Origin of the sequence: Dietzia sp. SL131, assembly GCF_026672565.1 — a bacterium.
Lineage (GTDB): Bacteria > Actinomycetota > Actinomycetes > Mycobacteriales > Mycobacteriaceae > Dietzia > Dietzia kunjamensis.
The window spans coordinates 644,039-667,523 of record NZ_JAPPRI010000003.1 but is presented as its reverse complement, the minus strand read 5'-3'; the positions used below and the strand labels follow the sequence as shown (position 1 = coordinate 667,523).

The following is a 23,485-nucleotide window of genomic DNA, read 5'->3' as shown; positions in this document are numbered from 1 at the left end:
CGCTTCCGATCACGAGAGATTGCGGGGCCAACCGTAGCAGCCGCCATCTGAACGGTTGGTACTTCCCGATTATGGGCGGCTGAAAGGAGCGATCGTGCGGCGATTCCAGATGGCCACCTCGTGGCCCCAGGCCGATGCCGGCACCCTGCCGGACTCGACGGTCTACGAGGTGGTCATCTGCCCGGACCCGGATGCCACGGCCGCGGCGATCCTCGCAGACCACCCGGGCGCCGAACTCGATTCCCCGCACTCGGCGTTCTTCCCCGACCCGGCCGGGCAGCACGACGGGACGTTCTACTTCGGCGGACCGCCGCAGCTGGCGATCCTCGTCCACGAGGCCGGCCACGCCGCGATCGACACCTTCGTGCGGCGCGGCCTGCCCATCCCCGACGGCGACGACGACATGACCGACGCCGAGGAGGCGTTCGTGCACTTCCTCGGGATGCTCGTCGACGAGCTCGCCGGCCACGTGATCGCCGACCGCCCGCTCCCCATCTAGGAGGCATCATGCCGATCACCGTCCACCAGCGCCGCCCCACCTTCGAGGCGGTGCAGTACCTGCCCGGCACGAACTGCGCGGAGGTCGGCGAGTTCATCGGCCACGAGTTGCACCCGCCCGGCCAGTGCGACCCGGCCGGCGTCCTGGAGATCCCGCCGTCGGGCGGCACCACCACCGCCCGCCCCGGCGACTGGCTCCTGCGCGCCACCGGCGGGGAGCTGTTGATCTGCGCGGCCGAGGTGTTCGACCTGATGTACGAGCCCGCCTGAAACAACTCCCCAACAACTCGAACAACCCTCGGCCCCCGCCACTCGACGGGGGCCTTCCCCATGTCCAGGGAGGCCCCATGCTCATCGTCACCGCGGACGGGATCGGATCGGCCGGCATCGTGCCCGGGGACTCCCGGTCGATCATCGGCAACGTCACCGCCCGCCTTGCCCAGAAGACCGCGCGTCACCAGGTCGTGCCGGTGCACTGGCCCGCGGCGATGGTCGGCATCGGCGGCCGTACATCGTGGGCCGTGTCCGCCCACATCGGCGTGCTCGACCTGGACCGCATCGCAGCCGAACACCCAGGCGAGGACCTGGTCCTGCTCGGCTACTCCGGCGGCTGCCGCGTGATCCACGACTGGCTCGCCACCCGTCCCCAGGAGCACCACCGCGTGGCGGCGGTCGGGCTGATGTCCGACCCGTACCGGCCCTCGACCCGGTGGCAGGACAACTGGAAGGGAGGCCTACCCGACCCGGGCGGCTCGGGCATCGCCGGCAGTCGTGTCGGACCGATCGGCGATCGCACGTTCTGGACCTCCGCCCCCGGCGACGTCATCTCGTCCTGCCTGTCGGACTCGCCGCTGCGCACCGCGGCGGACCTGTCCGACCAGATCCCCGGCGCACTTCTCGTCGACCTCGCCGGTCACCTGCGTCAGCGCGACTGGCAGCTCGCCACCTACATGGGCCTGTGGCGCCGCGACCCGCTGGCATACCTGCGCGGCCTGGGCCCGCGCCTCGACCGCGCCCGCCGGGACATCGAGGGCTACCTCACCGGCGCCCACACCCTGGCCTACACGCGGCCCCACGCTGGCGGGCTGTCGCTCGCGCATCGTCTGGCCGACACCGTCGCATGGAAGGTGTCCCATCGGTGAGGGCCGCACTCTGGCTCCTCACGCACGCCGCGCGCGGGCACCGCGTCACCGTCGGCCGCCCGTACGACACCCCGGTCGGCACCGTCCTGCGCTGCCGCTGCGGCGACCGCCGCCAGATCATCTAGGAGAGACCATGCCCACCATGCCCGTCGACCGTGGCTTCTACGTCACCTCTGGCTTCGGCCCTCGCTGGGGCACTGTCCACTTCGGCACCGACTTCGGCCGCGACGGCGGGTCCGGCGGCCACCCGATCTACGCCGTCAAGGACGGCACCGTCACCGCGGCGGGCCCGGCGTCCGGGTTCGGTCAGTGGATCAACGTCGACCACCCCGCATCCGTCGGCGGTGGCCTCACCGTCTACGGCCACATCATTCCCGAGGTGAGCGTCGGCCAGGCCGTGCATGAGGGGCAGCGGATCGGGCGCATCAACCCCGACTCCCGCACCAACGGCGGCGTCGCCCCACACCTGCACCTCGAGTGGCACCGCTACGTGTGGTCCCCGCCGGGCCCGAACCGCCTCGACCCGATGCCGCTACTGGCCGGCGCCCGCTGGCCCGGGGCGACACCGGCCCCCGCACCTGCCCCGGCGCCGGGCGGTGCCGGCCAGCCGTCCACCACCTACACCCAGCTGACCACCGTCGACCGTGGGCCACGCGATCCGTCGACCGTGCCGCTGATCGCGGTCCACACCTACGAGTGCCCCCGCGAGTCCGGCGAACGCGCGCTGCGCGCACGGGCCGAGTGGCAGCAGACCAGCGGCACCGGTTCGTACACCGTGCTCATCTCCGCTGACGGCAAGAGCCTGCGCGCCAATGACGACAACTACATCCCGTGCGCGTCCCTGCCTACCGGGGACCGGCTCGGATTCCACGTCGGGTTCCTCGGGTACGCGGCCGACTCCCGCGAGACGTGGCTCGCCCACGACGACCAGCTGCGCGAGGCCGCCCGGATCTGCGCCGAGTGGTGCCAGGAGTACGGGCACGAGGTGCGACGCCTGTCGATCCCCGAGGTCCAGACCAAGCGGGTCCGCGGCTTCTGCACGCACGGCGACATCAGCGTCGCGTTCCGCGAATCAGACCACACCGACCCCGGCAAGAACTTCCCGTGGGACGTGTTCCTGCGCTACGTCACCGAACACATGACCGGCCCCGCCGGCCAAGGAAAGGACTGGTTGACAATGGCAACCGAAGCAGACCTCAGGCGCATCGTGCGCGAGGAGATCGCGGCGTACTGCGGACCCATCGGGCACGACGTCAAGCGCCTGGCCGTGCAGATGGGCATGGACGCCGACGACGCCGGGTTCGGCAAGGTCCCCGGCTGGAAGCAGACCGGGCACCGTTCGTTCATCGACGCCGTCGCCGCCGTGGGCGCGCAGCTCGGCGTCCCCCGCATGACCGACACCCTGCCGGAGCTCCCGGCCGGGGCCCGCAACCCGAAGCTGAAGGGCTGATCGACATGACCGCCAAGCACCTCGACTCCCGCGTCCGCATCTCCCTGTACATCGGCGTCGCCGCAGTCGGCGCGATCCTCGCTGCCTGGGGCGTGATCACCCAGGAGCTCGTCGACGCGATCCTCCCGACCGTCGGCGGCCTCCTGGCAGTCGGTGGCGGTGTCACCGCCGTCCGCAATATCACCCCGGCCGACCGCGGCCACGGGCCCGAGGTCCTCGAGTGGGCCGCGATCGGCCGCGAGAACATCCCCGTCATCCTCGACGAGCTCCGCCGTCTGCGCGAGACCGTTGAGGGCCAGGCCGTCGAGGCCACCGGCCACACGCCGACCGGGACGATCGAGTACGTCCCGGACCAGGCGCCGTGGCTGCCCGAGTCCTACGTCGGCGAGCACCGGCTGGTCGAGTGATGCGGGCGTTCGAGCCGCTCCACCCCAGGCTGCGGGTCGCGGCCCTCGCGATCGTCTCGGCGGGGGCTATCGCTCGCGGGGTGGCCTACGTCGACCAGCCCAGTACTGGCGGGTTGACCCACTTCATCGACGCCCTGGTGCCGCTGCACGTGTGGGCGTTCGTCTGGATCGCATCCGGAGTGACCGTCCTCGTCGGCATGTGGGACCGCATCATCGCCAGGTACGCGCTGGCGTTCGTGTCGATGTTGTGGGGCATCTGGGGACTGTCCTACATGACGGCCACTCTGTTCGGTGACGCCTCACGGGGATGGGTCACTGGGGCGCTGATCCTGAACGTGGCGGGATTGACGATCATCGTCGCAGCCCTGGCGGACACCGTGGGCCCGTCGCGGGAGCCGGTGATCCTTCAGCCGAGGGGCGACGGGTGACGTGGGGGGAGGCCGTCGTCACGCTGGGCGGCGCCGTAATCCTGGTGATCGGCACTTGGATCACTGCTAGGTTCACGCGCAAGACAGGGCAAGAGGCGAACGAGACCACGGCCTCCCAGGCAAGGACTGCGGACTGGGCGGCGTTCATGGCCGAACAGCGGGAGTGGACCGAGCGCCAACTCAAGGAGCAGGACGAGCGCACCGAGCAGCAGCTCGCCGAACGGGACCGCCGAATCGACCGCCTCGAGGAACGGCTGAACCTCGTGGAAGCGAAGTACAAGGCGGCGATCGCCTACATCCGCAGGATCGTCCGGCAACTGCAGCTGCACGTCGACCCGGAGGACATCGAGACCCCACCACCTGAAATCAGCCCAGACCTGTGAGGCCAAACCGCCTCACTCGCACGAATGAGCCGCCCCCGCCTTATCGGTGGGGGCGGCCTTCTGCGTTGCACGATCACTTGAGTCGACAGTTCGGCTTCCACTGCATGATGGTGTCGCATTGGCGGCAGATGAAAATGCGTCGGCCGTGGTCGAGGCTTCCGGCGCGGCCGGCGTCCCAGCCGACGAGGACCCTGTCGGGGCCGAGTTCGTGCCCGTGGGGACAATGGGTGGGCGCATCCTCAGTCCAGAGCATGGGCGAAGTGTAGAACATGGATTCGAGAACCTTTGCCCACATTCTGCCCACACTTACCGCGATTCGAGACTGATCGAAACTGAGTCCGGCAGACTCCACCGCAGGCCAAGGCCGATTTCGCGCAGGCCAGATCATCCCTCGAACCGGTTTCTACCCGGCTGGTCAGGGGTTCGAATCCTCTCGGGGGCGCAAGGTTTACGCAGTTCAAGCGGCATTTATGCTGTGCGGTCCGCAGGTCGTGCAACTGGCGTACAAGTTGCCTTGTGTTGGTCAATAGAAATGGCCCCGTAGCGCGGGAACGCTCGGGGCCAGCGACCAAGACGAGGTAAGCGTCATGGCCAACAGCCAGCATCCCACACCGCCACCGCTCACAGGCGACGACATCACTCACTTCCGGCGCATCATCGCCGGCGGACCGGGCAACGACCGGCAGAAGATCACCGTCGAGGTCGTCAGCCTGGTCGATAACGGCGAGGCATCCCCGCCGATCCTGTCGGTCCACGGCGAGCTCGACATGAGCACCGACCAAGCCGTCGAGATCGCCGACGCGCTCACCGCGGCCCGCGCTGCCTACGCCGTGGCGCTCAAGGCTCACTGGGAGTCCCTGCGATGAGGGCGCCCGGCCAGCGGCCCGCATGGTGCCAAGCATCCGAACCGGAAGAGCCCATGATCGAGACGGCCACCGGCGCGCAGATCGTCACTTGGGCGCGGTACTTCACCCCCAAGGGCGTCACCTGGGACGTGGGCGTCTTCGCGGAAGATCGCCTGTCCCTCGACGGCCTCGACGCCGGCCCCACCTTCATTCGGGTGTTCGATCCTGAGTGCGACCTCACGCCCGACGAGGCGGAACGGTTCGCGCTGGCGATCATCGACGCCGTGAAGACAGCCCAGCAGCGCCCCTGAGCCGTTTCCGTCCAACCGTGGCCCTACGTTGTCCACGGTTGGCGCGGTGATCGCTCAGCGTGCGATCTAGGGCGTTCTCAGGACGGTTCCGCCCCTAACCAACCGTCTCCGGTGTGCACACCCACGAACCGGCGTGGGCGCTCCCTGGATGGTGTCCGGCCGGACATGCCAGGGGGTCACGACAAAGCTCGCACCTTCACAGGGCGGGCTACTCGTCGTGGGCAGATGGTCTATGCCGACATGGTGACCGGGCAAACTCTGGGGAAGGGGATCAGCACCAGCACCCCGTAGGGGTTCGATTGGTTGCGCGGCATGTAGGCCCAACCGGTCACTTATGAGGGCCGATCTCAACCACGAAAATGTAGTCGTTGTCCCCGTACACCCAGTAGATGCGCCATGCCGAGGGGGTGTTGTTCTCGACGTAGGAGTCCCACAGGTCTGCACCACCCGGGCCAGTGAGGCCGTTCAGCTTGTGGGAGTTGAGCCCCGGGTACCCCGGGCCAGCATCCTGAAGAAGTTTCAGGGCCTTGTCGACCTTCTTCTTCTTTTTGCCGTGCTGGGGCCTCTTCAGGTCAACCAGCGTCTGCTGGGCCTCAACAGAGAACGCTAGGACGAACGGGGGCGCCACAAACCGGCTGTCAGAACTCGATGACGGAGTAGCGCCCGTCCTGGATGTCCTGGATTCCACGGTTGACCGCAGCGAGCAACTGAGGGTTCTCAAGCAGGAAGAGCTCCCGCTCACCAAGGTTCCCTGAGGGGATCAACGTGATGACTCCGTCTGCGTCCTTGTGCGCTACGTAGCGCTTTGTGTCCCCGGCCATATCGGCTAGGGCGCACGGCTCGGTGAGGTCCACGTAATCGTTACGGCTGTCAAACGTCGTTGTCATAGTCCACCTCCAGAACCTGCCCAACCGGGCTTGCCTCTTGTATACGCCACTTCCGTCGCGGATAGCACATCGTTGGTCGATGTTGTCTGGCGTTATCCGGTGTTGCTGGGCGTTCCAAGACTAACCCGAGCAACCTAGCGGGGGTACCCCTAGACCTCTTCGTGTACGCACCGGTTGTGTCGGTGCCGTCCGTCCGTGCGAACCGTCGGCCCCCGGTGCATCGGCTCGCCACACACCGAACACGCGAGCATCCGACCGCGGTCCTTGTCCCGGTACCGACACCGATCCGAACAGAACCGCTGCCGCGGCGACCGGGCCATAAACCCCGCCGAACACTCGTCACACTGGCGATCCATCGGTCATCCTCACCGGCGGTCCGCACGCCACTGACGGCGGCCCGCCCGCTCCTCGCTCCAGCCATGGACGCACATCAGATCCCGAGATGTGCCGATGGTACGTTCGGACTTCGAGCTGATTCGCAAGATCAGCTTCGATGACACGGGGTGCCCCTACCGAACGGGGCTGAGATCACACCCGCTGAACCTGAACTCGTTCACACGAGCGGAGGGATGTCAGATGCGCTGGCATGCGCTTTCGTGAGCCGCCCAGGAACCACGGCAGTGGCGTTGGATGGATTGGGACACACCTATCCGGGCGCGCTCCGCCCGGTTCTCGCAGACCTCAACCTGTCCGTTCCGGTAGGCGAGCACATCGCCGTTGTCGGACGCAGCGGATGCGGTAAGTCGACGCTGCTGTCGGTGATCGCCGGCCTCGTCGAACCGACCACCGGGACCGCCGCCGTCCTCGATGAACGCCGGCCCGCACGACGCCTGGAGTCCTGCGCGTTGATGCCCCAGGGCGACAGCCTGTTGCCCTGGCTGTCCCTGCTCGACAACGTCGCGATCAGTCTCCGCAACCAACGAGTGCGCCGGCGCGTGGCCCGATCCGAGGCCCAGCGCATGCTGGACCGCGTGGGACTGGGCGCCTGGTCCGATGCCCGTCCCTCAGCTCTCAGCGCGGGCATGCGCCAGCGCGCCGCTCTCACGCGGGCTCTGCTGGCGCGCAAACCCGTGCTGCTGGCCGACGAGCCGCTCGGCGCGCTCGACGCGATCACCCGTGCGGAGGTCCAGCAGTGGCTCCGCGACACCATCACCCACACCTCGGCCACCCTCGTCATGGTCACGCACGACGTCGATGAGGCGCTGCTCCTCGCCGAACGCGTGGTCCTGCTCGCACGACACGAGCCCGACGCCCCGGCGCGTGTGGTCTCCACCTGGCCGGGATGGTTCGGTGACGACCGCCCCCGCGAGGTCCTCCTCGGCGACGAGGACTTCGCCACAGCTCGCCGGGAAGTGCTCCAGGCCCTGGCCCGGGAATCGCACCTCACCGAGGGAGGGACCGACCGATGACCGTGCGACTCCTTCGGTCCGCCGCCCCTGCCTGCGTCACGCTCCTGCTGGTCCTCGCCGCGTGGATCACGGTCACCTCGCTCGAGCTCGTGCCCGAGTACGTCATTCCCGCACCCCGCGCCGTGCTCGACTCGCTCGTGACCACCTGGCCCGACCGGCTGGGCTCGGCCACATTGCTGACCGCCACGGAGACCGTCGTCGGGGTGGTCCTCGGAGTGGTCGTCGCGGTGACCGTGGTCGTCATCAGCGGATTCGTGCCCGCCGTCGGTCAGGCCATGACCCCCCTGCTGGTCGCCTCCCAGGCCATCCCGGTCATCGTGATAGGCCCACTGTTGACGATCTCCCTCGGCTACGGCATGGCGCCGAAGGTCATCGTGGTGGCCCTGCTGTGCTTCTTCCCGGTCGCCCTCAATCTCCTCTCCGGAATCCGCTCGGTCGACGCCCGAATGATCGACACCCTGCGGAGCCTGCACGCCACCAGGTGGTCGCTCTTCTGGCGGGTGCGTCTGCCCTTCGCCGCGCCTCGCGGCTTCGCCGGGCTGCGCGTCTCGGTCACCTTCGCGCCGGTGGCCGCCGTCTTCGCCGAGTACACCGGCTCCACCAACGGCCTGGGCTACCTCATGCTCCAGGCGATCCCCCGGCTCCAGACCGATTTCGTCTTTGCCCAGGTGGCGGTGCTGACGATCATGTCCAGCGTCCTCCTCGCCAGCGTGACCATCCTCGAACGCCTGATCTGCCCGTGGAACACACCCACCGGGGAAAGGAACCCATCATGACGGACACACGACCCAGCAGGATCCGACGCCGGACTCTCTCGCGACCCGGGGTGAGCGTGCTCGCGATCGCGGCCGCAGCCACGGTGGCTCTGACCGGGTGTCAGGCGGCCCCGGACACCGCCGCGCCCGGAGCCGCCGAGTCGGGAGCCACCGACAACGCCCCGGTCAGTGTTCTGCTCGACTGGAGCCCCAATCCCGACCATGTGGCGCTGTACACCGCGCAGCACACCGGCACCTACGCCGACGCCGGCGTGGACGTGACGTTCACGACGCCGTCCAACACGGCCGACGCCGCCCGGGAGGTGTCCCTGGGGCGGGTCGACCTGGCCATCTCCTACGAGCCCGACACGCTCATCGCCGTCGAACAGGGACTCGACGTGATCTCGGTCGCGGCACTGATCCCGACGTCCTTGACCTCCCTGATCGCCAGGACGGAGTCCGGCATCACCTCCGCAGCCGATCTGGAGGGCAAGACCGTCGGGTTGTCGGGGCTGGCGTCCCAGGAACCGACCCTCGACTTCATCGCCCGTGAGGCCGGAATCGATCCTGACTCGATATCCACCCCCAATGTGCAGCAGAGTCTCAACCAGTCGCTGCTCACCGACCAGGCGGACGCGATCTTCGGGGCGTTCCGCAACATCGAAGGCGTGGAACTCGGCGCCCGGGACGATTTCGAGATCATGCCGGTCACCGAACTCGGGGTGCCCGACTACGCGGAATTGGTGATCATCGCGAACCCGAATCGGCTCGCCGGCGACGCCGACTATGCCGAGCGCGTGGGCGACTTCCTCACCGGAACCGAGGCCGGGCAGCAGGCCGCGTTGGCGGACCGCCGGATTGCCCTCGAGTCCCTCACCCCGGTGACCGAGGGCTCCTACGAGCCCGACATGCTGGAGAAGATGATCGACGCCACGCTGGCGCTTCTACCCGAGGAGGATTTCGGGCGGCAGACAGCCCGGGACTGGGCGGCCTACGCGTCGTGGATGCATGACAACGGACTGCTGGAGACCGAGGTCGACGGCGCCGCAGCCATGACCAACGACTACCTGCCCCTGTCCGGCGGCTAGATGGTCTGGTCACGCAGATCGTGGCCATGACGTCTGCGGCCGCGTTCCGCACCGGGCAGGCGCCGTTCCTACCAGTCGGGACGCGTCCGCATGGTCCGGGGCGACGGGCCTGGTGGAACTCACTCCTGCGCCTCCCCGAACCGGGCGCGGTAGGACGACGGTGTCGTCGAGTACTTCCTGTCGAAGTTCTGCCGGAACGTCACCGCGCTGCCGAACCCACAGTCGCGGGCGATGTCCTCGATCGAGCGGGTCGTGGTCTCGAGCAGCGTCCGCGCGTGGTCGAGCCGGCGCGACAGCACCCATCGCCCGGGGCTCGCGCCGGTGGTCGCCCGGAACTTCCGGGCGAAGCTGCGTCTGCTCATGCAGGCGTGTCCGGCGAGGTCGTCCACCGAGAGCGGCCGGTCGAGATTGGCCAGCGCCCAGTCGATCGTCTCCCCGATCTCCCCGTCGTCTCCCCCGTCGGGCACCGGCAGTTCCACGTACTGCGCCTGGTCACCCTCGCGGTGCGGCGCCACCACGATCCTGCGGGCCAGCACGGCGGCCTTCGCGGCACCGAGCCGGGATCGGACGATGTGGACGCACGCGTCGAGCGAGGCGGCCGTCCCCGCGGAGGTGATCACATCCCCGTGGTCGATGTACAGGTCGGACGAGCGGACGTCGACCGCCGGGTACCGCAGGGCGAGCTCCGCCGCACCCTCCCAGTGGGTGACGACGGTACGACCGTCCAGCACTCCGCTCGCGACCACGGGATAGGCACCGAGGCACAACCCCGCCACCAGGCTGCCCCGGGAATGGGCGCCACGCACGATCGATAACAGGCACGGATCCCGGTCGGGGAGTTCCGGAGACCATGAGGGGAAAACCAGTATGTCGGCCTGCTCCGCCGTCGCGGGCCCGTCGAGGTCGCCGAGCACGATCCCCTCGGCGGTGTTGACGTCTCCGCCGTCTGTGCTCCAGGTGTCGACCTGCCACCCGTCCGCGAGTCCGAGCCGGGTCACCTCGCCGAAGACGAGGAGGGGCGCCGCGAGGTGGAACATCGTGATGCCGTCGAAGACGTGGACGGCGATACGCACAGGTTGGCCCATTTCCATCGAAAGTGTTCCTTTTTGCCACTCACGGTAGCGCAGTCGGCCCGCGAGGATCGGGGTGACGGCCGAGTTCCCGGCCGTACCGCCTATCCGGAGGATCCACATGAGTTCGCAGAATCGCGCGTTGATCGTCGTCGACGTACAGCAGGAGTACTTCGACGGTCCGCTCGAGATCCAGTACCCACCCCGTGACGAGTCGCTCGCCCAGATCGTCCGTGCGGTCGACGCGGCGAGCGAGGCCGGCATGCCCGTGGTGGTCGTCCAGCACGACCTGCCGGAGGGCGCTCCGGTGTTCGCGAACGGCAGCGCCGGGTGGTCCCTGCACGCGGACCTCGAGAGCCGCCTCCAGCCGCAGTGGAAGCGCGTGACCAAGAGTTATGCCAGCGTCTTCGACGGCACCGGGCTGGTCGACTGGCTTCGGGAGCAGGGCGTCGACCGGGTGACGCTCGTCGGCTACATGACCAACAACTGCATTCTCGGCACCGCCGTGACCGCGGAACCGCTGGGCATCGCCGTGGAGGTCCTCTCCGACGCCACCGGTGCGATCCACATCTCCAACTCCGCCGGGTCGGTCCCGGCACAGCAGGTCCACGAGACGCTGATGGCAGTGCTCAACTCGAATCTCGCCGCGGTCGCCACGACCGACGCCTGGGTCGAGTCCGTCTCGTCGGGGGCCGAGCTCACCGGCAGCGATCTGGGCAGTTCCGCCATGCAGGGCCGCGCCGAGCACTGACCGCGGGACGTCGCGAAGGGCCCGGCCGACCGAGGTACTCGCCCCGACCGGCCGGACAGCCACTGCGTGGCCCCGCGATCAGCCCGCGGCCTCCCGCAGCCGCGCCAGCAGCGGCTCGGCCGCCTCCTCGAGGAACCGGTCGAGGGTGGAGTCGCCGATCTGGATCAGCGCGATGTCGGTGTACCCGGCCTCCCAGTAGGGCCGCACCTTCTCGACGATCGCGTCGAGGTCGGGCCCGCACGCCAGCTGCTCCCCCACGTCCTCGGGGCGGATGAACTGGGTGGCGGCGGCGAACCCGGCGGTGGTGGGCAGGTCGGAGTTCATGGCCCACCCGCCGGCGAACCACCGGAACTGGTCGTGCGCGCGCTCGACGGCGGCGGACTCCGAGTCGGGGTCCCAGCTGATGGGGATCTGTGCGATCGCGCGGGCGCCGTCACCGATCCGGGTCTGGCCCTCGAGGCCGTTCCACTTCTCGATGTAGCTGCTCTCGGGCTCGGTGGCGATGAGGTGGTCGCCCAGCGGTCCGAGGTGCGCGAGGGCCTTCTCGCCGCCGGCGGCCACGCCGATCGGCACGCGCTTATCGGGTAGGTCCCACAGTCGGGCGGAGTCCACGCGGAAGTGCTCGCCCGAGTAGGTGACCAACCCGCCGTCGAACAGTTCGCGGATGATCTCCAGCGCCTCGACGGTCATCTCGTGGCGCTCGTCCACCGACGGCCAGCGCTGCCCCACGACGTGCTCGTTGAGGTTCTCCCCCGCGCCGATGCCGAGCATGAACCGGCCGTCGGACATGATCTGCATCGTCGCGGCCTTCTGCGCCACCACGGCCGGGTGGTAGCGCAGGATCGGGCAGGTCACGTAGGTGCACAGGTCGACCCGTTCGGTGACGTGCGCGACCGCTCCGAGCACGCTCCACACGTACGGCGCGTGCCCCTGCGAGCTGAGCCAGGGGAAGTAGTGGTCCGAGGCCACCTCGAAGTCGAACCCCGCCTGCTCGGCCTTGGCCGCGTAGCGCACGAGTTCCTTGGGGCCGGACTGTTCGGTCATGAGGGTGTATCCGAATCGCGTCATGCCTATCGATCGTGCGCGCGGCCGTCCCGCGATGCCACCGGTCCCCGCGTCGGATCGACGCCGCCGCACGTGCCTGGCTCCCCACACCCCCAAGCGGTTGCCGCCCGGCCCGGGGCGCGGCACCGTCGAACACATGACTACCCAGCGCGCTCTTCTCCTCGACGTCGACGGCACTCTCGTGGATTCGACCTACGTGCATGTCTGGACCTGGGTCCGCGCTCTCGCCGAGGCCGGTGCGCCGGTGCCGTTCGTGGACGTCCACCGTCGGATCGGCAAGGACGGTTCGACGATCGTGGAGGAGCTGCTCGATATCGCGGGGATCGACGACGACGAGGAGCGCGAGAGCATCGCGGGCCGGGCCAAGGACCTGCACGGTGAGTACTACGCCGAACAGGCCGAGTCGCTGCGGGTGCTCCCCGGTGCCCGCGACCTCGTACGCGGCGCCAAGGAGCAGGGGTGGATCACTGTGCTGGCCACGTCCGCGCCGCCGTCGGAGTTCGCCGAGGCCCGCGAGTTGCTCGACATCGACGACTACGTGGACGCCGTGACGACCGGTGAGGACGTCGACCGGGCCAAGCCCGATCCCACGATCGTCGAGATCGCCCTGGAGCGCTCCGGTGTCGACGCCGCGGATGCCGTCATGGTCGGCGACGCGACCTGGGACGCGATCGCGGCGACCAAGCTGGGCATACGTTCGGTCGCGGTGCGCACGGGCGGCATCGGCGACTCCGAGTTCCGCGCCGCCGGGTTCTCGGAGATCGCCGACGACGCCGCCGCGGTGCTGGACCTGCTGAATGCCGGCCGGCTCTGACCGCACTCCCCGGCCCTTTCAGCGTGCGGGCTCCGCGTCCTCCCAGGTGCTCTCCGCCTCGGCGCGGCTCGGGGTGCGCACCGGCAGCAGCAGGAGTAGCCCCACCAGCAGTACCAGCCCGATCCCCGCGATGCCCGCGCGGTCGGCCGAGAAAGCCCACGTGAACAGCCCGAACAGGGCGGGTGCGAGGAACGAGACCGCGCGCCCGGTGGTGGCGTAGAGCCCGAACATCTGGCCGTCGCCGCCGGGCGGGGCGAGCCTGGCCAGGAACGACCGGGACGCGGACTGCGCGGGCCCCACGAACAGGCACATCAGCAGCCCGAAGATCCAGAACATGCCCGTGCCGTCCACGACCAGCAGGACGGTCATGGTCGCGATCATCGCCACCAGCGACCCGATGATCACCGCCTTGGGGCCCACCGTGTCGTCGATCAGTCCCGCGACAGCCGCCCCCAGCGCCGCGACGACGTTGGCCGCGACGCCGAAGATCAGGACGTCCCCCGGGGCGAGTCCGTAGACCGTCACGGCCAGGATCGCCCCGAAGGTGAACACCCCCGCCAGCCCGTCCCGGAAGATCGCGCTCGCGAGGAGGAACCTCACCGTCCGCGGATCCCGCCGCCAGAGAGCCTTGAGGTCGCGCCAGAGGATGCGATACGACTCGAGGAAGCCGGGCTCGTCGTCGTCGCTGTCGAGGGCGTCGTCGTCGCTCCTCCCCGCCCCCGGGCGGTGCTCGGGCACCGACCGCAGCACCGGTAGCGCGAAGAGTGCGAACCACACGGCGGCGACGAGGCAGACCAGTCGCACGTTGAGTCCGCCGTCGGTGGTGACGCCGAATACGCCGCGCACAGGGCCGTCACCGTAGATGAAGCCGACGAACGCCGCGAGCAGCAGGAAGATCCCGCCGAAGTACCCCATCGCCCAGCCGAACCCGGACACGCGGCCGACGGTGGACGGGGTGGAGACCTGCCGCAGCATCGCGAAGTACGCGACCTCGGCGAATTCGAACGTGATCGACCCGACCGCCAGCAGCACCAGGCCGACGAAGAACCACGGGTACGGCGAGTCGGCGTCGACGAGGAACATCAGCGCCGTGAGCAGGACCGTCGCATACGTCCAGAGGCCCAGCGCGCGGCGACGCCGGCCCCCGCGGTCGGCGCGCTGCCCCATCACCGGCGCGGTGAGCGCGATGACCAGCCCGGCCACGGCGATGGAGATCGACAGCCACGTGGCCGCCGAGAACGGCCCGTCGAGATCCGCGCCCACCGAGTCGGTCAGGTAGACGGAGAAGACGAAGGTGACGATCACCGCGTTGAACGCCGCCGACCCCCCAGTCCCACATCCCCCACGCCAGGACCTGCCCGCGGGCGACGCCACGGCGCGATGGTGACGACGAGGTGGTCGCTGACGGGGGCGGTGTTCCGATGCTGCTCACGCCGATCAGGCTAGGACCTCCACCACGCTCCGGAGGGCGGCACGCGGGTAAGGTCAGCGCTGCCACACCCGCCGTACGCGGGCGAGCCGAGTGGAAGACCCGAGGAGCCCTATGTCCCTGCCCACGCCCACCGCGTCGAACCGAGCAGTCGTCACCGGCGCCTCCTCGGGGATCGGCATGGCCCTGGCTACCGAACTCGCCCGGCGTGGGCACTCTCTGATCGTGGTGGCCCGACGCGAGGCCGTGTTGCAGGAGCTGGCCGCCCGGCTCGAGGGCGAGTTCGGCGTGACCGTGGAGGTCCGCGCGTGCGACCTCGCCGACCCCGCCGCACGGCAGCCGCTGCTGGACGAGCTGGCCGGGCGCGAGATCTCGGTCCTGTGCAACAACGCCGGCATCGCCACCTTTGGCCCCGTCGCCTCGCTGGACCCGCAGTACGAGAAGCACCAGGTGCAGGTCAACGCCGTGGCGTGCCACGACCTGGTGCTGGCGGTGCTGCCCGGGATGGTCGAGCGGCGCTCCGGGGCGATCCTCAACGTCGGCTCGGCGGCTGGCAACATGCCGATCCCCAACAACGCCACCTACGCCGCATCCAAGGCGTTCCTCAACACCTTCTCCGAGTCGCTGCGGGGCGAGCTCAAGGGCTCCGGCGTCACCGTCACGCTGCTCGCGCCCGGCCCGGTGCGCACCGAGGAGATCGCCGAGGAGGAGAAGACCTTCGTCGACCGCCTCGTCCCCGACCGGCTCTGGGTGGACACCGAGTACACCGCCCGCGTCTCACTGGACGCGCTCGCCCGCAACAAGATGCGCATCGTCCCCGGCCCGCTGAGCCAGGCGATGTCCGTGGCCGGGAACTACACCCCGCGCGGGATCATGGCGCCGATCGTCGGAAAGTTCTACGCCAAGCTCGGCGAAGGGCAGCAGGGCGGGGCCTGATCGTCCCGCGCGGGGGCCGCGATCCTGCGGCGATATAGTCGAGTGATGCCAGAGCCGACCTCCGCCGAGACCCCTGCCCCCACGTCCTCGCCGACGCCCCACCAGGAGTCCAAGAACGACCGCATCGTCTGGATCGACTGCGAGATGACCGGCCTCGACATCAAGTCCGACGCGCTCGTGGAGATCGCCGCGCTGGTGACCGACTCCGAGCTCAACGTGCTCGGCGACGGGATCGACATCGTCATCCACGCCCCCGACGCCAAGCTCGACGCGATGGTGCCGGTCGTGCGCGACATGCACGCCTCCTCCGGCCTCACCGAGGAGATCCGCGAGTCCACGGTGACGGTCGCCGAGGCCGAGGAGCGGGTTCTCGCCTACATCCGCGAGTGGGTCCCGGTGGCGGGGTCCGCTCCCCTGGCGGGCAACTCGATCGGCACCGACCGCGGGTTCCTCGCCCGGGACATGCCCGAGCTCAACTCGTACCTGCACTACCGGATGATCGACGTCAGCTCCATCAAGGAACTGTGCCGCCGCTGGTACCCGCGCATCTACTTCGGCCAGCCGGAGAAGGGCATGTCGCACCGGGCCCTGGCGGACATCAAGGAATCCATCCGCGAGCTCGCGTACTACCGGGCCACCGCGTTCGTGCCCCAGCCCGGCCCGACCAGCGACGAGGTGAAGCAGGCCGCCGCCGATATGCCCCCGGTGGACTGACCCCCGCCCGGGTCGCGGCTACTGACCCCACCTGCGGATTTCTCGGCGACGGGGCCCACGGGGTAAAGTCGTCAGCGCTGTCCGCAAGGACGGCGGTGGTGGCTGTAGTTCAGCTGGTAGAGCACCAGATTGTGATTCTGGATGTCGCGGGTTCGAGCCCCGTCAGCCACCCCGAGCGCAGGGCCCGGACCTCACGGTCCGGGCCCTGCCCCTTTCTCCCGATTCGCCTCCAGTTCTCGCGGGCATCGCCGCTCCGGCGGCTACCAGCGGTTGCGGGACTGCTCCGCCCAGCCGACCAGCCCGTCGAGCGAGACCTCCGACCCGTCGTCCAGCACCCCGGTGCCGTGCCAGACGCCGAACGCCTGGTGCGTCTTCACCGCCAGCACACCGAGCTCGGTGACGTCGCGGCGCAGATGGAACGGCGTGAGCGTGGCGTCGAGGCGCTCACCCCGCACCCGCCACGGTCCCCCCGGCTCGGTCAGGTGGTAGGTCCACCGCAGGTCCTCTCCGAGTTTGTGCAACCGGCCGTCGATCAGGATCCCGTTCTCGGTCGAACCGGTGCCGTCGGTCCACTTCCCGCCGACCTGAATCGCGCGCGTCGAGCCTTCCACGACCCCGCTGCCGGCCCCCCAGTTCCAGGTGGTCGCGTAGCGCCAGCGGCCCCGCCCACGGTCCAGGACCGCCCACCCCGTGCCGAGGTCGTGCGTCGTGCCGTCCAGGGTCACCGTGCCGGTGACGGGATTGGCGAGATCCTTGAGCGTGTACTGGAACCGGCGCTCACTCCACGGCACCACCACCGCGAGGCCGTCATGTCCCGGCCGGGAAACCTCCAGGCTCACCTGCAGTTCCCGCGCCTGCACACGGATGGAGGTGCGGCCCTCGTCGTCGTCGATCCCGATCCCCACGCGCCCGGCACCCACGCCGGCCGACGCGTGGAGGGTCCCGTCACCGGGGTCGTCGCCGAAGCGGGGCCGGTGCAGGGGTCGGATGCCACTGCGGGTCGCCTCCTGGCCCGTCCGGCGGTCCAGGACGTAGACCGCGCAGTTGGCCAGGTAGTCCAGGCCCGCCACCGTCAGTCCCACCACGAAACGGTCGGTGACGATCCCCCAGTACTCCCAGCGCTTGGTGCGGCCCCAGCCGGCGATCCGCGTGCGGTGCACGGGCGACCGGGACCAGCCCACCGCCTCCGGGTTGAGCCGGCGGCCGCGGGCCAGGTCGACGGGCCGGGTGATCTCGCGCTCGGTCATGGGATCACTCTTGCAGGTGCCCGCGCCGCGGCGGGCGGAGGGCGGCGACGGGCGGAGGGCACGGATGCGGAAACGCCCGGGCTCTCCTATGGTGCGGGGTGATCCGACTGACCCGGGGAGGAACCGTTGTCCACGCTCGATGTGTTGCTGGCGATCGTCGGGGCGCTCGGGGTGGTGATCGTGGCCTTCTCCGCGCGACTACGCCAGTGGCCCGTGACGGAGCCACTGCTCGCGCTCGTCGCCGGGATCGTCCTGGGGCCGGCAGTCCTCGGGGTGTTCGACGTGCCCGACATCGTGGCCGAGCACTCGACCCTCCACCACGGCGCGGAGATCCTCCTGGCCATCTCGGTGATGGGCGTGGCCCTGCGGTACCCCTTCTCAGCGATCAGGACGCACTGGCGTCGACTCGCGTTGCTGCTGGTGCTCGTCCTGCCCGGGATGGCGCTCGTCTCCACCGGGCTGGCGATGTGGGTGCTCGGCATCCCCTTCGCACTCGCCCTGCTGTTCGGAACCGCCATCTGCCCCACCGACCCCGTCCTCGCGTCGAGCGTCGTCACCGGAGAGGAGGCCGAGGAGGACCTGCCGGAGCACGACCGCCAGCTTCTGTCGCTCGAATCGGGCGCGAACGACGGGCTCGCCCTCCCACTCGTCCTGGTCGCCCTGGCGGTCGCCACCCCGCTCACCGCCGGGCAGGCGGCCGGTGAGGCCGCCTGGCAGATCGCGGGCGCCCTCGTCGTGGGGATCATCGCGGGCGTGGCGGCCGCCAAGGCGCTGCACTTCTCGGAACGACACCACGTCACCGAGACCGGGCCGATTCTGCTGTACACACTCCTCCTGGCGCTGCTCGTCCTGGGAGTGGCGGGCATCATCGGGGTCAACGGCATCTTCGGCGCGTTCGTCGCCGGACTCGCGTTCAACGTCACCAGCTCCGGCGGCGAACGCCGGACCGAGGTGGAGATCGACGAGGCCGTCAACCAGTTCGCCGTGATCCCCTTCTTCGTCGCTCTCGGCGCGATGATCCCGTGGACCGAGTGGGGCCGCCTCGGATGGGGGGCGGTGTGGCTCACGGCCGCGGTGCTGCTGCTACGCAGGCCGCCGCTGATCCTCGCCGTGATGAAGCCGCTGGGGCTGAAACCTCGGGGCGCCGCCTACCTCGGCTGGTTCGGGCCCGTCGGCGTCGCGGCGGTCTTCTACCTGACGGAGGAGGCCTCCCGCGCGGGTGCGGACCCGGTACTGCTCGGCGCGGGCACGTTGATCGTCGTGGCCAGTACCGTCGCGCACGGCCTCACCGCCGCACCCGGACGCGCGCTGTTCCGGGCGGCCGCAGAGCGCGATCCGCGGTCGCCCACCTCGTCGTCGTCGTCCTGAAGTCGTCCTGAACCCCGCCACGGGGTTCTCACCACTGCACTCGGGGCCCGCCGGTCGCCCGGGGGTTCTACTCGAGGTCCCGGCCGTCGCCGGTCCCCGCGTCGAGCTCGTCACCACCGCGGCCGCGCGACTCGCGATGAGCGGCCTCCACCGCCCAGATCATGACACCGACCGACGGGCCCAGGGCCACGCCCAGCCCGATGTTGTCCAGCGCGGCACCGAACGCCACGCCGATCCCCATCCCGATGCCGATCCACAGGCCCAGCCGGGAGGAATCCATCGGCTCAGGCCGCGCCCTGATCGGCGTTGCCGGCCTTCCAGGTCTCCCACGGGACGTTCCAGTCGCCCAGGCCGTCCCATCCCGGCAGCGTGTCGCCCACCGTGCCGGTGACCTCGAAGACGTCGCCGCGCTTGGCGTTGTCGTAGAACCACTTCGCGTCCGCCGTGGTGACGTTGAGGCAGCCGTGGCTCGTGTTCTGGCTTCCCTGCGCCCAGACCGACCACGGCGCGGCGTGGACGAAGATGCCGCTGTAGGACATCCGGGTCGCGTACTGCACCGGGGTGCGATACCCCTCGGCCGAGTCCACGGCCACGCCGTACGTCGACGAGTCCATGATCATCGAGGCGTGCTTCTCACCGATCACGTAGACCCCGTTGGGGGTCGGGGTGGCGGCCTTGCCCATCGAGGTGGGCATGGTCTTGACGACCTCGCCGTTGCGCTCGATGACGATCTGCTTGGTGGAGTCGTCCACCCGGGAGATCACGGCGTCGCCGATCTCGAAGCTGCTCTGGGCGTCCTGCTGGCCGTACATCCCGCCGCCGAGGTCCTGGCCGTAGATGTCGACGTGGACGTCGATCTTGGTGCCGGGCGCCCAGTACTCGGCCGGACGCCAGCGGACCTCCTGGTCGGAGACCCAGTAGAACGCGCCCTCGACCGCGGGCTCGGTCGTGATGTGGATGTTGTCCTGAGCCGCCCGACGGTCCGCGATCGGCTCGTCGAACATCACCGCGACCGGCTGTCCGATGCCCACCACGGATCCCTCACCCGTGGTCAGGTAGGCCGCCGTCATGATGGTGGGCGTCAGCGTGGTGAAGCTGGCGTTCCTCCGGGTGACCAGGCCAGCCTCGTCCGTGGCGGTCGACTCCAGCGTGTACTGGCGGCCGTAGCCGAGCTCCTCGGTGGTGCGCCACTCGGTGAACTCGGGGTTGAACTCGCCCTCGACCTGGAGGCCCTCGGGATTGCGCATCACCACCGAATCGAACCGGCCGTCCGTCGCGGTGAGCACGATGGGCTCGACCGGGTTGGCGTCGGTGGAACCCTCCGCCACCGACAGGTCGATCACGGCGGAGGGCTCCGCCGGTGCCTCGGCAACCTGGGTGTCCTGCGCACCGCCGTCGCCGATGGTGCAGCCGGTGAGCAGGAGCGTCCCCGTGAACGCCACGGCCAGTCCGAGGCGGGCCTTCGACCAGATTCCGGTCGCTCGCCGCCCCGTCCGATCCGTTGTGCTCACGTTCACTGATGCCCCTTCCGACGTGCGCTTCCCCCCGGACGCAGCCGCGGCCGAGAAGATGTCCCCTCCAGTATGCCTGGTCACATGGCCGCACTCCATATCGAAACTCCTGGGGCCGCAGGGACCTCAACCCCGTCTCACCCCTTCTGACCAGGCGATTTCGTGAACCAGCCCGGCTGCTGTTACTGTTTCTGTCGCACCAAGCAAGCGCCATTAGCTCAATTGGCAGAGCAGCTGACTCTTAATCAGCGGGTTCGGGGTTCGAGTCCCTGATGGCGCACAATAAAAACCCCCGGTGACCTGCATTAACAGGTTGCCGGGGGTTTCTCATTGGCGGGCTACCGTCAGCCGATCCGACAGATACCCAACAGTTGCCCCTAAATCATCTCCAAAATGTTGGTTCGGTCCGGGGCTACATCGGCCCGCTCGACGTAGTGCCGATCCGCCACGTATCTGGTGTTTCCGAGTTGCGCCGCCGCCGCTTCTGCCCCGTGCTCCCGAGCGATCATCGTCGCGGCCGTCTTGCGTAGCGACCGAGGGATCAACCAGGCCATGTCGTCGCCCCGGATCGCGCGCCACTGTCGCCGCACGTTCGACGGCGGGATAATCGTTCCGGCCTCGCTTCTGAACACCAGCTCACCACGGCGTGCCGGATTGGCCTCCAGATGCTCCCTTAGCGCGTCGACACAACGGCGGGTAAGGGTGAGGGTGCGGTGACCACGTGCCGACTTTGTGAGCGGTTGCCGAACCCACTTGTTGTCGATGGGTACCAGCGTGCCTCGGATCGCCACCGTGGGCCGTTCGGAATCAAGGTCCAAGTCTTCGGCGCGGATGGCGAGAACCTCGGAGATCCTCGCCCCGGTGGAGATGAGCAACTCGATGATCGGGATGATCGTCGCCGTCCTCGCTCGACCCGGCCGTCCGGTGGGCACGGGGTTGCCGTCATCGTCGCGGACAACATCGTTCACCCAATCTTCGGCCCGCTGGCGCAGTTCCCGAATCTCGCCCTCGGTAGCAGCACGTACCGCCGCCGCGTCACGCTTCGCCATGCGGTAGCCGGCGAGTGGGGATGCCTTGCCGCCGAGCGCGTCGGCGTCGGCAGCGAGCGAGAACGCCCCGTCTAAGACCACGCGGATCCGCCGAGCCTTCGCCGGGTGCTCACGCTCGACCGACTCAAGCCACGCCCGCATCCTGCCCCGTGTGCAATCGGCCAACTGCAACTCGCCGGGGCCGCCCTTATCGGAGTCCAAGTCATCGAGGACGAGCCGGTATAGGGCGCGTGTCTGCGGTCGTTGGTCGCCTACACGGTCCAGATCATCGAGATGTTGTGCGACAAGATCTTTTAGCCGGGTTGCTGGTGACAGTTCCGCCGTGGCGTAGATTCCCGTCACTTCCCGAGCGCGGGCGCGCAGGTTGTCTTCCGCCTTGTCGCGCGATGGGCCGTAAGCCTCGACGGCGTGTAGCCGCCCGTCAGCGCCCTTCACACGACCTCGCGCGATGCCGTCGCCCTTCTTGTCGCGGTTGAGTTTGGTGAAGTTGATCCGCCCCAGCTCGCCTACCGGGGTTGCGCGCCTACCCATTGCGCCGCACCGTCCAGCCGTGCGCGATGGCTTCTTCTTCGGCCCGCTCCAACTCGGTGTACAGCGTGGTCATGTCGACCTCGACACGTTGCTGACCCGACCGCGACGGATGCCGCGACTGAGAAAGTCGTACCAGCGCTCGCCTGGCGTCGATGAGTCGCCGCAGGGCACCCAACCGGGCGAACTGTCGCTCGCTCTCTCCGGGGGTGCCTCGGTCGCTGTTGGTACTCGGAGGTCGTTCGCCGATGGTCCACAGGAACCCGTCGCCGGCGTAGGACTCGTACCCCGGCAGGTACGCGGTGGGGGTATCGGGCGCGTCGAACCACAACAGGGCTACCGGCGACGTTTCCAGTGCTTCGCTGAGGACGAACAGCTCCGCGACCTCGACCATGCCGCGCGCCCCGGTCTCCAGCCGTGCGATCGCTCCCCTGCCGATGGGATGCCCGAGTTCGCTTGTCCGGTCCGCGACCGCTTGCGCCGATAGTCCGAGTTCTGTTCGTCGCCGCTTCACGCCTGCCCCGATTCTCGCCGTGAGTTGTTCGGCCCAGCCGTTGTCATTGTCCGCCACGTGGCGAATGTACGCGTATTCCGGCTGGCCGCTAGCCAACACAAACTTACTGTGCATATTATGGACAAGCAAGCCGTATCTAGTCCATTGGGAGGACAGCATGACCGAGACGACCGGGCTGATCGCCCCACCCCAGCTCGCCGAGTACATCGGCGTCACCGTCCAGCGCCTCGCCGAGTGGCGACACCAGGGGACCGGGCCGCGCTTCATCCGCGCTGGCCGACTCATCCGGTATCGCCCCGAGGACGTGAACGCGTGGATCGAGGCGCAGACGGTGGAGACCGCCGGCGGTGCGGCATGAGCGGCTACCGGCACGCGCTCATCGACGTGGTGCGCCCCGACTGGCCGGCGGACTCGCGCATCCGGGTGATCGCCTACCGCGGCGACATGGCGTTCATCGAGATGACGTCGATGACCGGGGCGGTGGAGAACTGGTCGCTCCAGTTGGACGCCGAGCAGGCCCGCGCGCTGGGGGAATCGTTGCGGATCGCGGCGGAAAACATGCCCTGACCTGCACAAGTTCCGTACCCCAAAACTGGTGCAACCATGTGCACATGGACGCAAAGAACCTCGCCCCGGTCCCCGATGCCGCCCTCGGCGCCGGATGCTCCCCGCGCCACGTCTGGTATCTGCTCGCCCGTGGTGACCTCGCACGGTACAAGTCCCTGAACCGGACGTACGTGGACGTGGACCGGCTGCAAGAACTCCTGGTACCCCGCCCCGTATAACGCCCGCCTACGACGCTTCTGGAGGCCACTACGCCCCTCGGTTACGCCCTATGAAAAGGGCGATGCCCCCGCTGACCCGACAGTCGTAGCGAGGGCACCTT

Annotated in this window: 31 protein-coding genes, 2 tRNA genes, 1 pseudogene and 1 riboswitch; of the genes and pseudogenes, 23 read left to right on the top strand and 11 right to left on the bottom strand. The window is 69.0% G+C overall.

The window, feature by feature from the left end; genetic code table 11:
• The first annotated feature begins 94 nt into the window (after positions 1-94).
• The 8 genes from OVA21_RS03870 to OVA21_RS03835 all read left to right on the top strand — a co-directional run bounded on the left by OVA21_RS03870 (position 95) and on the right by OVA21_RS03835 (position 4,308).
• Positions 95-499: a hypothetical protein gene (locus OVA21_RS03870; RefSeq protein WP_268091803.1), complete on the top strand. Its 405-nt coding sequence runs from the start codon at positions 95-97 to the stop codon at positions 497-499.
• An 8-nt stretch (positions 500-507) separates the two neighbouring features.
• Entirely contained in the window at positions 508-768 is a 261-nt protein-coding gene (locus OVA21_RS03865) for a hypothetical protein (protein WP_268091802.1), read from the top strand.
• Between the two features lie 77 nt (positions 769-845).
• Positions 846-1,640: a hypothetical protein gene (locus OVA21_RS03860; RefSeq protein ID WP_268091801.1), complete on the top strand. Its 795-nt coding sequence runs from the start codon at positions 846-848 to the stop codon at positions 1,638-1,640.
• Complete coding sequence (locus OVA21_RS03855; RefSeq protein ID WP_268091800.1) at positions 1,637-1,765, top strand: hypothetical protein; 129 nt, start codon at positions 1,637-1,639, stop codon at positions 1,763-1,765. Before OVA21_RS03860 ends, OVA21_RS03855 begins: the two co-directional genes overlap by 4 nt.
• Before the next feature lie 8 nt (positions 1,766-1,773).
• Positions 1,774-3,090, top strand: coding sequence for a M23 family metallopeptidase (locus OVA21_RS03850; protein ID WP_268091799.1), 1,317 nt, complete (start codon positions 1,774-1,776; stop codon positions 3,088-3,090).
• Between the two features lie 5 nt (positions 3,091-3,095).
• Positions 3,096-3,497 (top strand): hypothetical protein, encoded by a 402-nt coding sequence (locus OVA21_RS03845; protein WP_268091798.1) that lies wholly within the window; start codon positions 3,096-3,098, stop codon positions 3,495-3,497.
• Positions 3,497-3,925 (top strand): hypothetical protein, encoded by a 429-nt coding sequence (locus OVA21_RS03840; protein WP_268091797.1) that lies wholly within the window; start codon positions 3,497-3,499, stop codon positions 3,923-3,925. Before OVA21_RS03845 ends, OVA21_RS03840 begins: the two co-directional genes overlap by 1 nt.
• The gene (locus OVA21_RS03835) at positions 3,922-4,308 is read left to right on the top strand and encodes a hypothetical protein (RefSeq protein ID WP_268091796.1); all 387 of its coding nucleotides are present in this window, start codon (positions 3,922-3,924) and stop codon (positions 4,306-4,308) included. Before OVA21_RS03840 ends, OVA21_RS03835 begins: the two co-directional genes overlap by 4 nt.
• A gap of 73 nt (positions 4,309-4,381) precedes the next feature.
• Here the strand turns inward: OVA21_RS03835 and OVA21_RS03830 are convergent, their stop codons facing one another.
• Positions 4,382-4,561 (bottom strand): hypothetical protein, encoded by a 180-nt coding sequence (locus OVA21_RS03830; protein WP_268091795.1) that lies wholly within the window; start codon positions 4,559-4,561, stop codon positions 4,382-4,384.
• Between the two features lie 334 nt (positions 4,562-4,895).
• Between OVA21_RS03830 and OVA21_RS03825 the strand changes: the two genes are divergently transcribed.
• Entirely contained in the window at positions 4,896-5,174 is a 279-nt protein-coding gene (locus OVA21_RS03825; protein ID WP_119192394.1) for a hypothetical protein, read from the top strand.
• A 53-nt stretch (positions 5,175-5,227) separates the two neighbouring features.
• The gene (locus OVA21_RS03820) at positions 5,228-5,464 is read left to right on the top strand and encodes a hypothetical protein (RefSeq protein ID WP_119192393.1); all 237 of its coding nucleotides are present in this window, start codon (positions 5,228-5,230) and stop codon (positions 5,462-5,464) included.
• Positions 5,465-5,792: 328 nt separating this feature from the next.
• Here the strand turns inward: OVA21_RS03820 and OVA21_RS03815 are convergent, their stop codons facing one another.
• Positions 5,793-6,092: a hypothetical protein gene (locus OVA21_RS03815; protein ID WP_119192392.1), complete on the bottom strand. Its 300-nt coding sequence runs from the start codon at positions 6,090-6,092 to the stop codon at positions 5,793-5,795.
• A gap of 10 nt (positions 6,093-6,102) precedes the next feature.
• Entirely contained in the window at positions 6,103-6,351 is a 249-nt protein-coding gene (locus tag OVA21_RS03810; protein WP_119192391.1) for a hypothetical protein, read from the bottom strand.
• A gap of 489 nt (positions 6,352-6,840) precedes the next feature.
• Positions 6,841-6,938: riboswitch (TPP riboswitch) on the top strand.
• A gap of 9 nt (positions 6,939-6,947) precedes the next feature.
• Here OVA21_RS03810 and OVA21_RS03805 point away from each other — a divergent pair.
• From OVA21_RS03805 to OVA21_RS03795, 3 genes are read left to right on the top strand one after another with little or no spacing between them, the layout of a single operon-like run.
• A complete protein-coding gene (locus OVA21_RS03805) occupies positions 6,948-7,760 on the top strand; it encodes an ABC transporter ATP-binding protein (protein ID WP_240341493.1) in 813 nt (270 codons plus the stop codon).
• Positions 7,757-8,536 (top strand): ABC transporter permease, encoded by a 780-nt coding sequence (locus tag OVA21_RS03800; protein WP_119192389.1) that lies wholly within the window; start codon positions 7,757-7,759, stop codon positions 8,534-8,536. The genes OVA21_RS03805 and OVA21_RS03800 overlap by 4 nt, the downstream gene beginning before the upstream one ends.
• On the top strand, positions 8,533-9,603 hold the full coding sequence (locus tag OVA21_RS03795) for an ABC transporter substrate-binding protein (protein ID WP_163376813.1): 1,071 nt from the start codon (positions 8,533-8,535) through the stop codon (positions 9,601-9,603). The genes OVA21_RS03800 and OVA21_RS03795 overlap by 4 nt, the downstream gene beginning before the upstream one ends.
• Positions 9,604-9,722: 119 nt before the next feature.
• Here OVA21_RS03795 and OVA21_RS03790 read toward each other — a convergent pair whose 3' ends face one another.
• The gene (locus tag OVA21_RS03790; protein WP_240341492.1) at positions 9,723-10,688 is read right to left on the bottom strand and encodes a GlxA family transcriptional regulator; all 966 of its coding nucleotides are present in this window, start codon (positions 10,686-10,688) and stop codon (positions 9,723-9,725) included.
• A gap of 106 nt (positions 10,689-10,794) precedes the next feature.
• Here OVA21_RS03790 and OVA21_RS03785 point away from each other — a divergent pair, with 106 nt between their 5' ends.
• Positions 10,795-11,424 (top strand): cysteine hydrolase family protein, encoded by a 630-nt coding sequence (locus tag OVA21_RS03785; RefSeq protein WP_119192386.1) that lies wholly within the window; start codon positions 10,795-10,797, stop codon positions 11,422-11,424.
• 78 nt (positions 11,425-11,502) lie between these two features.
• Here OVA21_RS03785 and OVA21_RS03780 read toward each other — a convergent pair whose 3' ends face one another.
• Positions 11,503-12,492 carry a TIGR03557 family F420-dependent LLM class oxidoreductase gene (locus OVA21_RS03780; RefSeq protein WP_067719842.1) on the bottom strand — a complete coding sequence of 330 codons (990 nt, stop codon included), beginning with the start codon at positions 12,490-12,492 and terminating at the stop codon, positions 11,503-11,505.
• 133 nt (positions 12,493-12,625) lie between these two features.
• Between OVA21_RS03780 and OVA21_RS03775 the strand changes: the two genes are divergently transcribed.
• The gene (locus OVA21_RS03775; protein ID WP_163376812.1) at positions 12,626-13,303 is read left to right on the top strand and encodes an HAD family hydrolase; all 678 of its coding nucleotides are present in this window, start codon (positions 12,626-12,628) and stop codon (positions 13,301-13,303) included.
• 18 nt (positions 13,304-13,321) lie between these two features.
• Here OVA21_RS03775 and OVA21_RS03770 read toward each other — a convergent pair.
• Positions 13,322-14,642 (bottom strand): annotated as a pseudogene (locus tag OVA21_RS03770) (MFS transporter).
• A 204-nt stretch (positions 14,643-14,846) separates the two neighbouring features.
• On the opposite strand from OVA21_RS03770, the gene cmrA reads away from it, so the two are divergent.
• The 3 genes from cmrA (at position 14,847) to OVA21_RS03755 (ending at position 16,553) form a co-directional block, all read left to right on the top strand.
• Entirely contained in the window at positions 14,847-15,668 is an 822-nt protein-coding gene (gene cmrA / locus OVA21_RS03765; protein ID WP_163376811.1) for a mycolate reductase, read from the top strand.
• A gap of 45 nt (positions 15,669-15,713) precedes the next feature.
• Positions 15,714-16,382 carry an oligoribonuclease gene (gene orn / locus OVA21_RS03760; RefSeq protein ID WP_119192383.1) on the top strand — a complete coding sequence of 223 codons (669 nt, stop codon included), beginning with the start codon at positions 15,714-15,716 and terminating at the stop codon, positions 16,380-16,382.
• Between the two features lie 98 nt (positions 16,383-16,480).
• Positions 16,481-16,553, top strand: a tRNA-His gene (locus tag OVA21_RS03755).
• Positions 16,554-16,642: 89 nt separating this feature from the next.
• Here the strand turns inward: OVA21_RS03755 and OVA21_RS03750 are convergent.
• Positions 16,643-17,629 (bottom strand): DUF2804 domain-containing protein, encoded by a 987-nt coding sequence (locus OVA21_RS03750; RefSeq protein ID WP_119192382.1) that lies wholly within the window; start codon positions 17,627-17,629, stop codon positions 16,643-16,645.
• Between the two features lie 126 nt (positions 17,630-17,755).
• On the opposite strand from OVA21_RS03750, the gene OVA21_RS03745 reads away from it, so the two are divergent.
• A complete protein-coding gene (locus tag OVA21_RS03745) occupies positions 17,756-18,997 on the top strand; it encodes a cation:proton antiporter domain-containing protein (protein ID WP_163376810.1) in 1,242 nt (413 codons plus the stop codon).
• Between the two features lie 67 nt (positions 18,998-19,064).
• Here OVA21_RS03745 and OVA21_RS03740 read toward each other — a convergent pair whose 3' ends face one another.
• Positions 19,065-19,277, bottom strand: coding sequence for a hypothetical protein (locus tag OVA21_RS03740; RefSeq protein ID WP_163376793.1), 213 nt, complete (start codon positions 19,275-19,277; stop codon positions 19,065-19,067).
• Between the two features lie 4 nt (positions 19,278-19,281).
• The gene (locus tag OVA21_RS03735; protein ID WP_163376809.1) at positions 19,282-20,514 is read right to left on the bottom strand and encodes a L,D-transpeptidase; all 1,233 of its coding nucleotides are present in this window, start codon (positions 20,512-20,514) and stop codon (positions 19,282-19,284) included.
• 201 nt (positions 20,515-20,715) lie between these two features.
• Between OVA21_RS03735 and OVA21_RS03730 the strand changes: the two genes are divergently transcribed.
• Positions 20,716-20,788 (top strand) — tRNA-Lys (locus OVA21_RS03730).
• A gap of 97 nt (positions 20,789-20,885) precedes the next feature.
• On the opposite strand, the gene OVA21_RS03725 is transcribed toward OVA21_RS03730, so the two are convergent.
• Positions 20,886-22,088 (bottom strand): tyrosine-type recombinase/integrase, encoded by a 1,203-nt coding sequence (locus tag OVA21_RS03725; protein ID WP_268091793.1) that lies wholly within the window; start codon positions 22,086-22,088, stop codon positions 20,886-20,888.
• On the bottom strand, positions 22,081-22,758 hold the full coding sequence (locus OVA21_RS03720; protein WP_268091792.1) for a helix-turn-helix domain-containing protein: 678 nt from the start codon (positions 22,756-22,758) through the stop codon (positions 22,081-22,083). Before OVA21_RS03720 ends, OVA21_RS03725 begins: the two co-directional genes overlap by 8 nt.
• Between OVA21_RS03720 and OVA21_RS03715 the strand changes: the two genes are divergently transcribed.
• From OVA21_RS03715 to OVA21_RS03705, 3 genes are read left to right on the top strand one after another with little or no spacing between them, the layout of a single operon-like run.
• Positions 22,757-22,957, top strand: coding sequence for a helix-turn-helix transcriptional regulator (locus tag OVA21_RS03715; protein ID WP_268091791.1), 201 nt, complete (start codon positions 22,757-22,759; stop codon positions 22,955-22,957). The two genes, OVA21_RS03720 and OVA21_RS03715, sit on opposite strands and share 2 nt — an antisense overlap.
• Entirely contained in the window at positions 22,954-23,166 is a 213-nt protein-coding gene (locus OVA21_RS03710) for a hypothetical protein (protein ID WP_268091790.1), read from the top strand. Before OVA21_RS03715 ends, OVA21_RS03710 begins: the two co-directional genes overlap by 4 nt.
• Before the next feature lie 44 nt (positions 23,167-23,210).
• Positions 23,211-23,384: a hypothetical protein gene (locus tag OVA21_RS03705; protein WP_268091789.1), complete on the top strand. Its 174-nt coding sequence runs from the start codon at positions 23,211-23,213 to the stop codon at positions 23,382-23,384.
• The last annotated feature ends 101 nt before the right edge of the window (positions 23,385-23,485 follow it).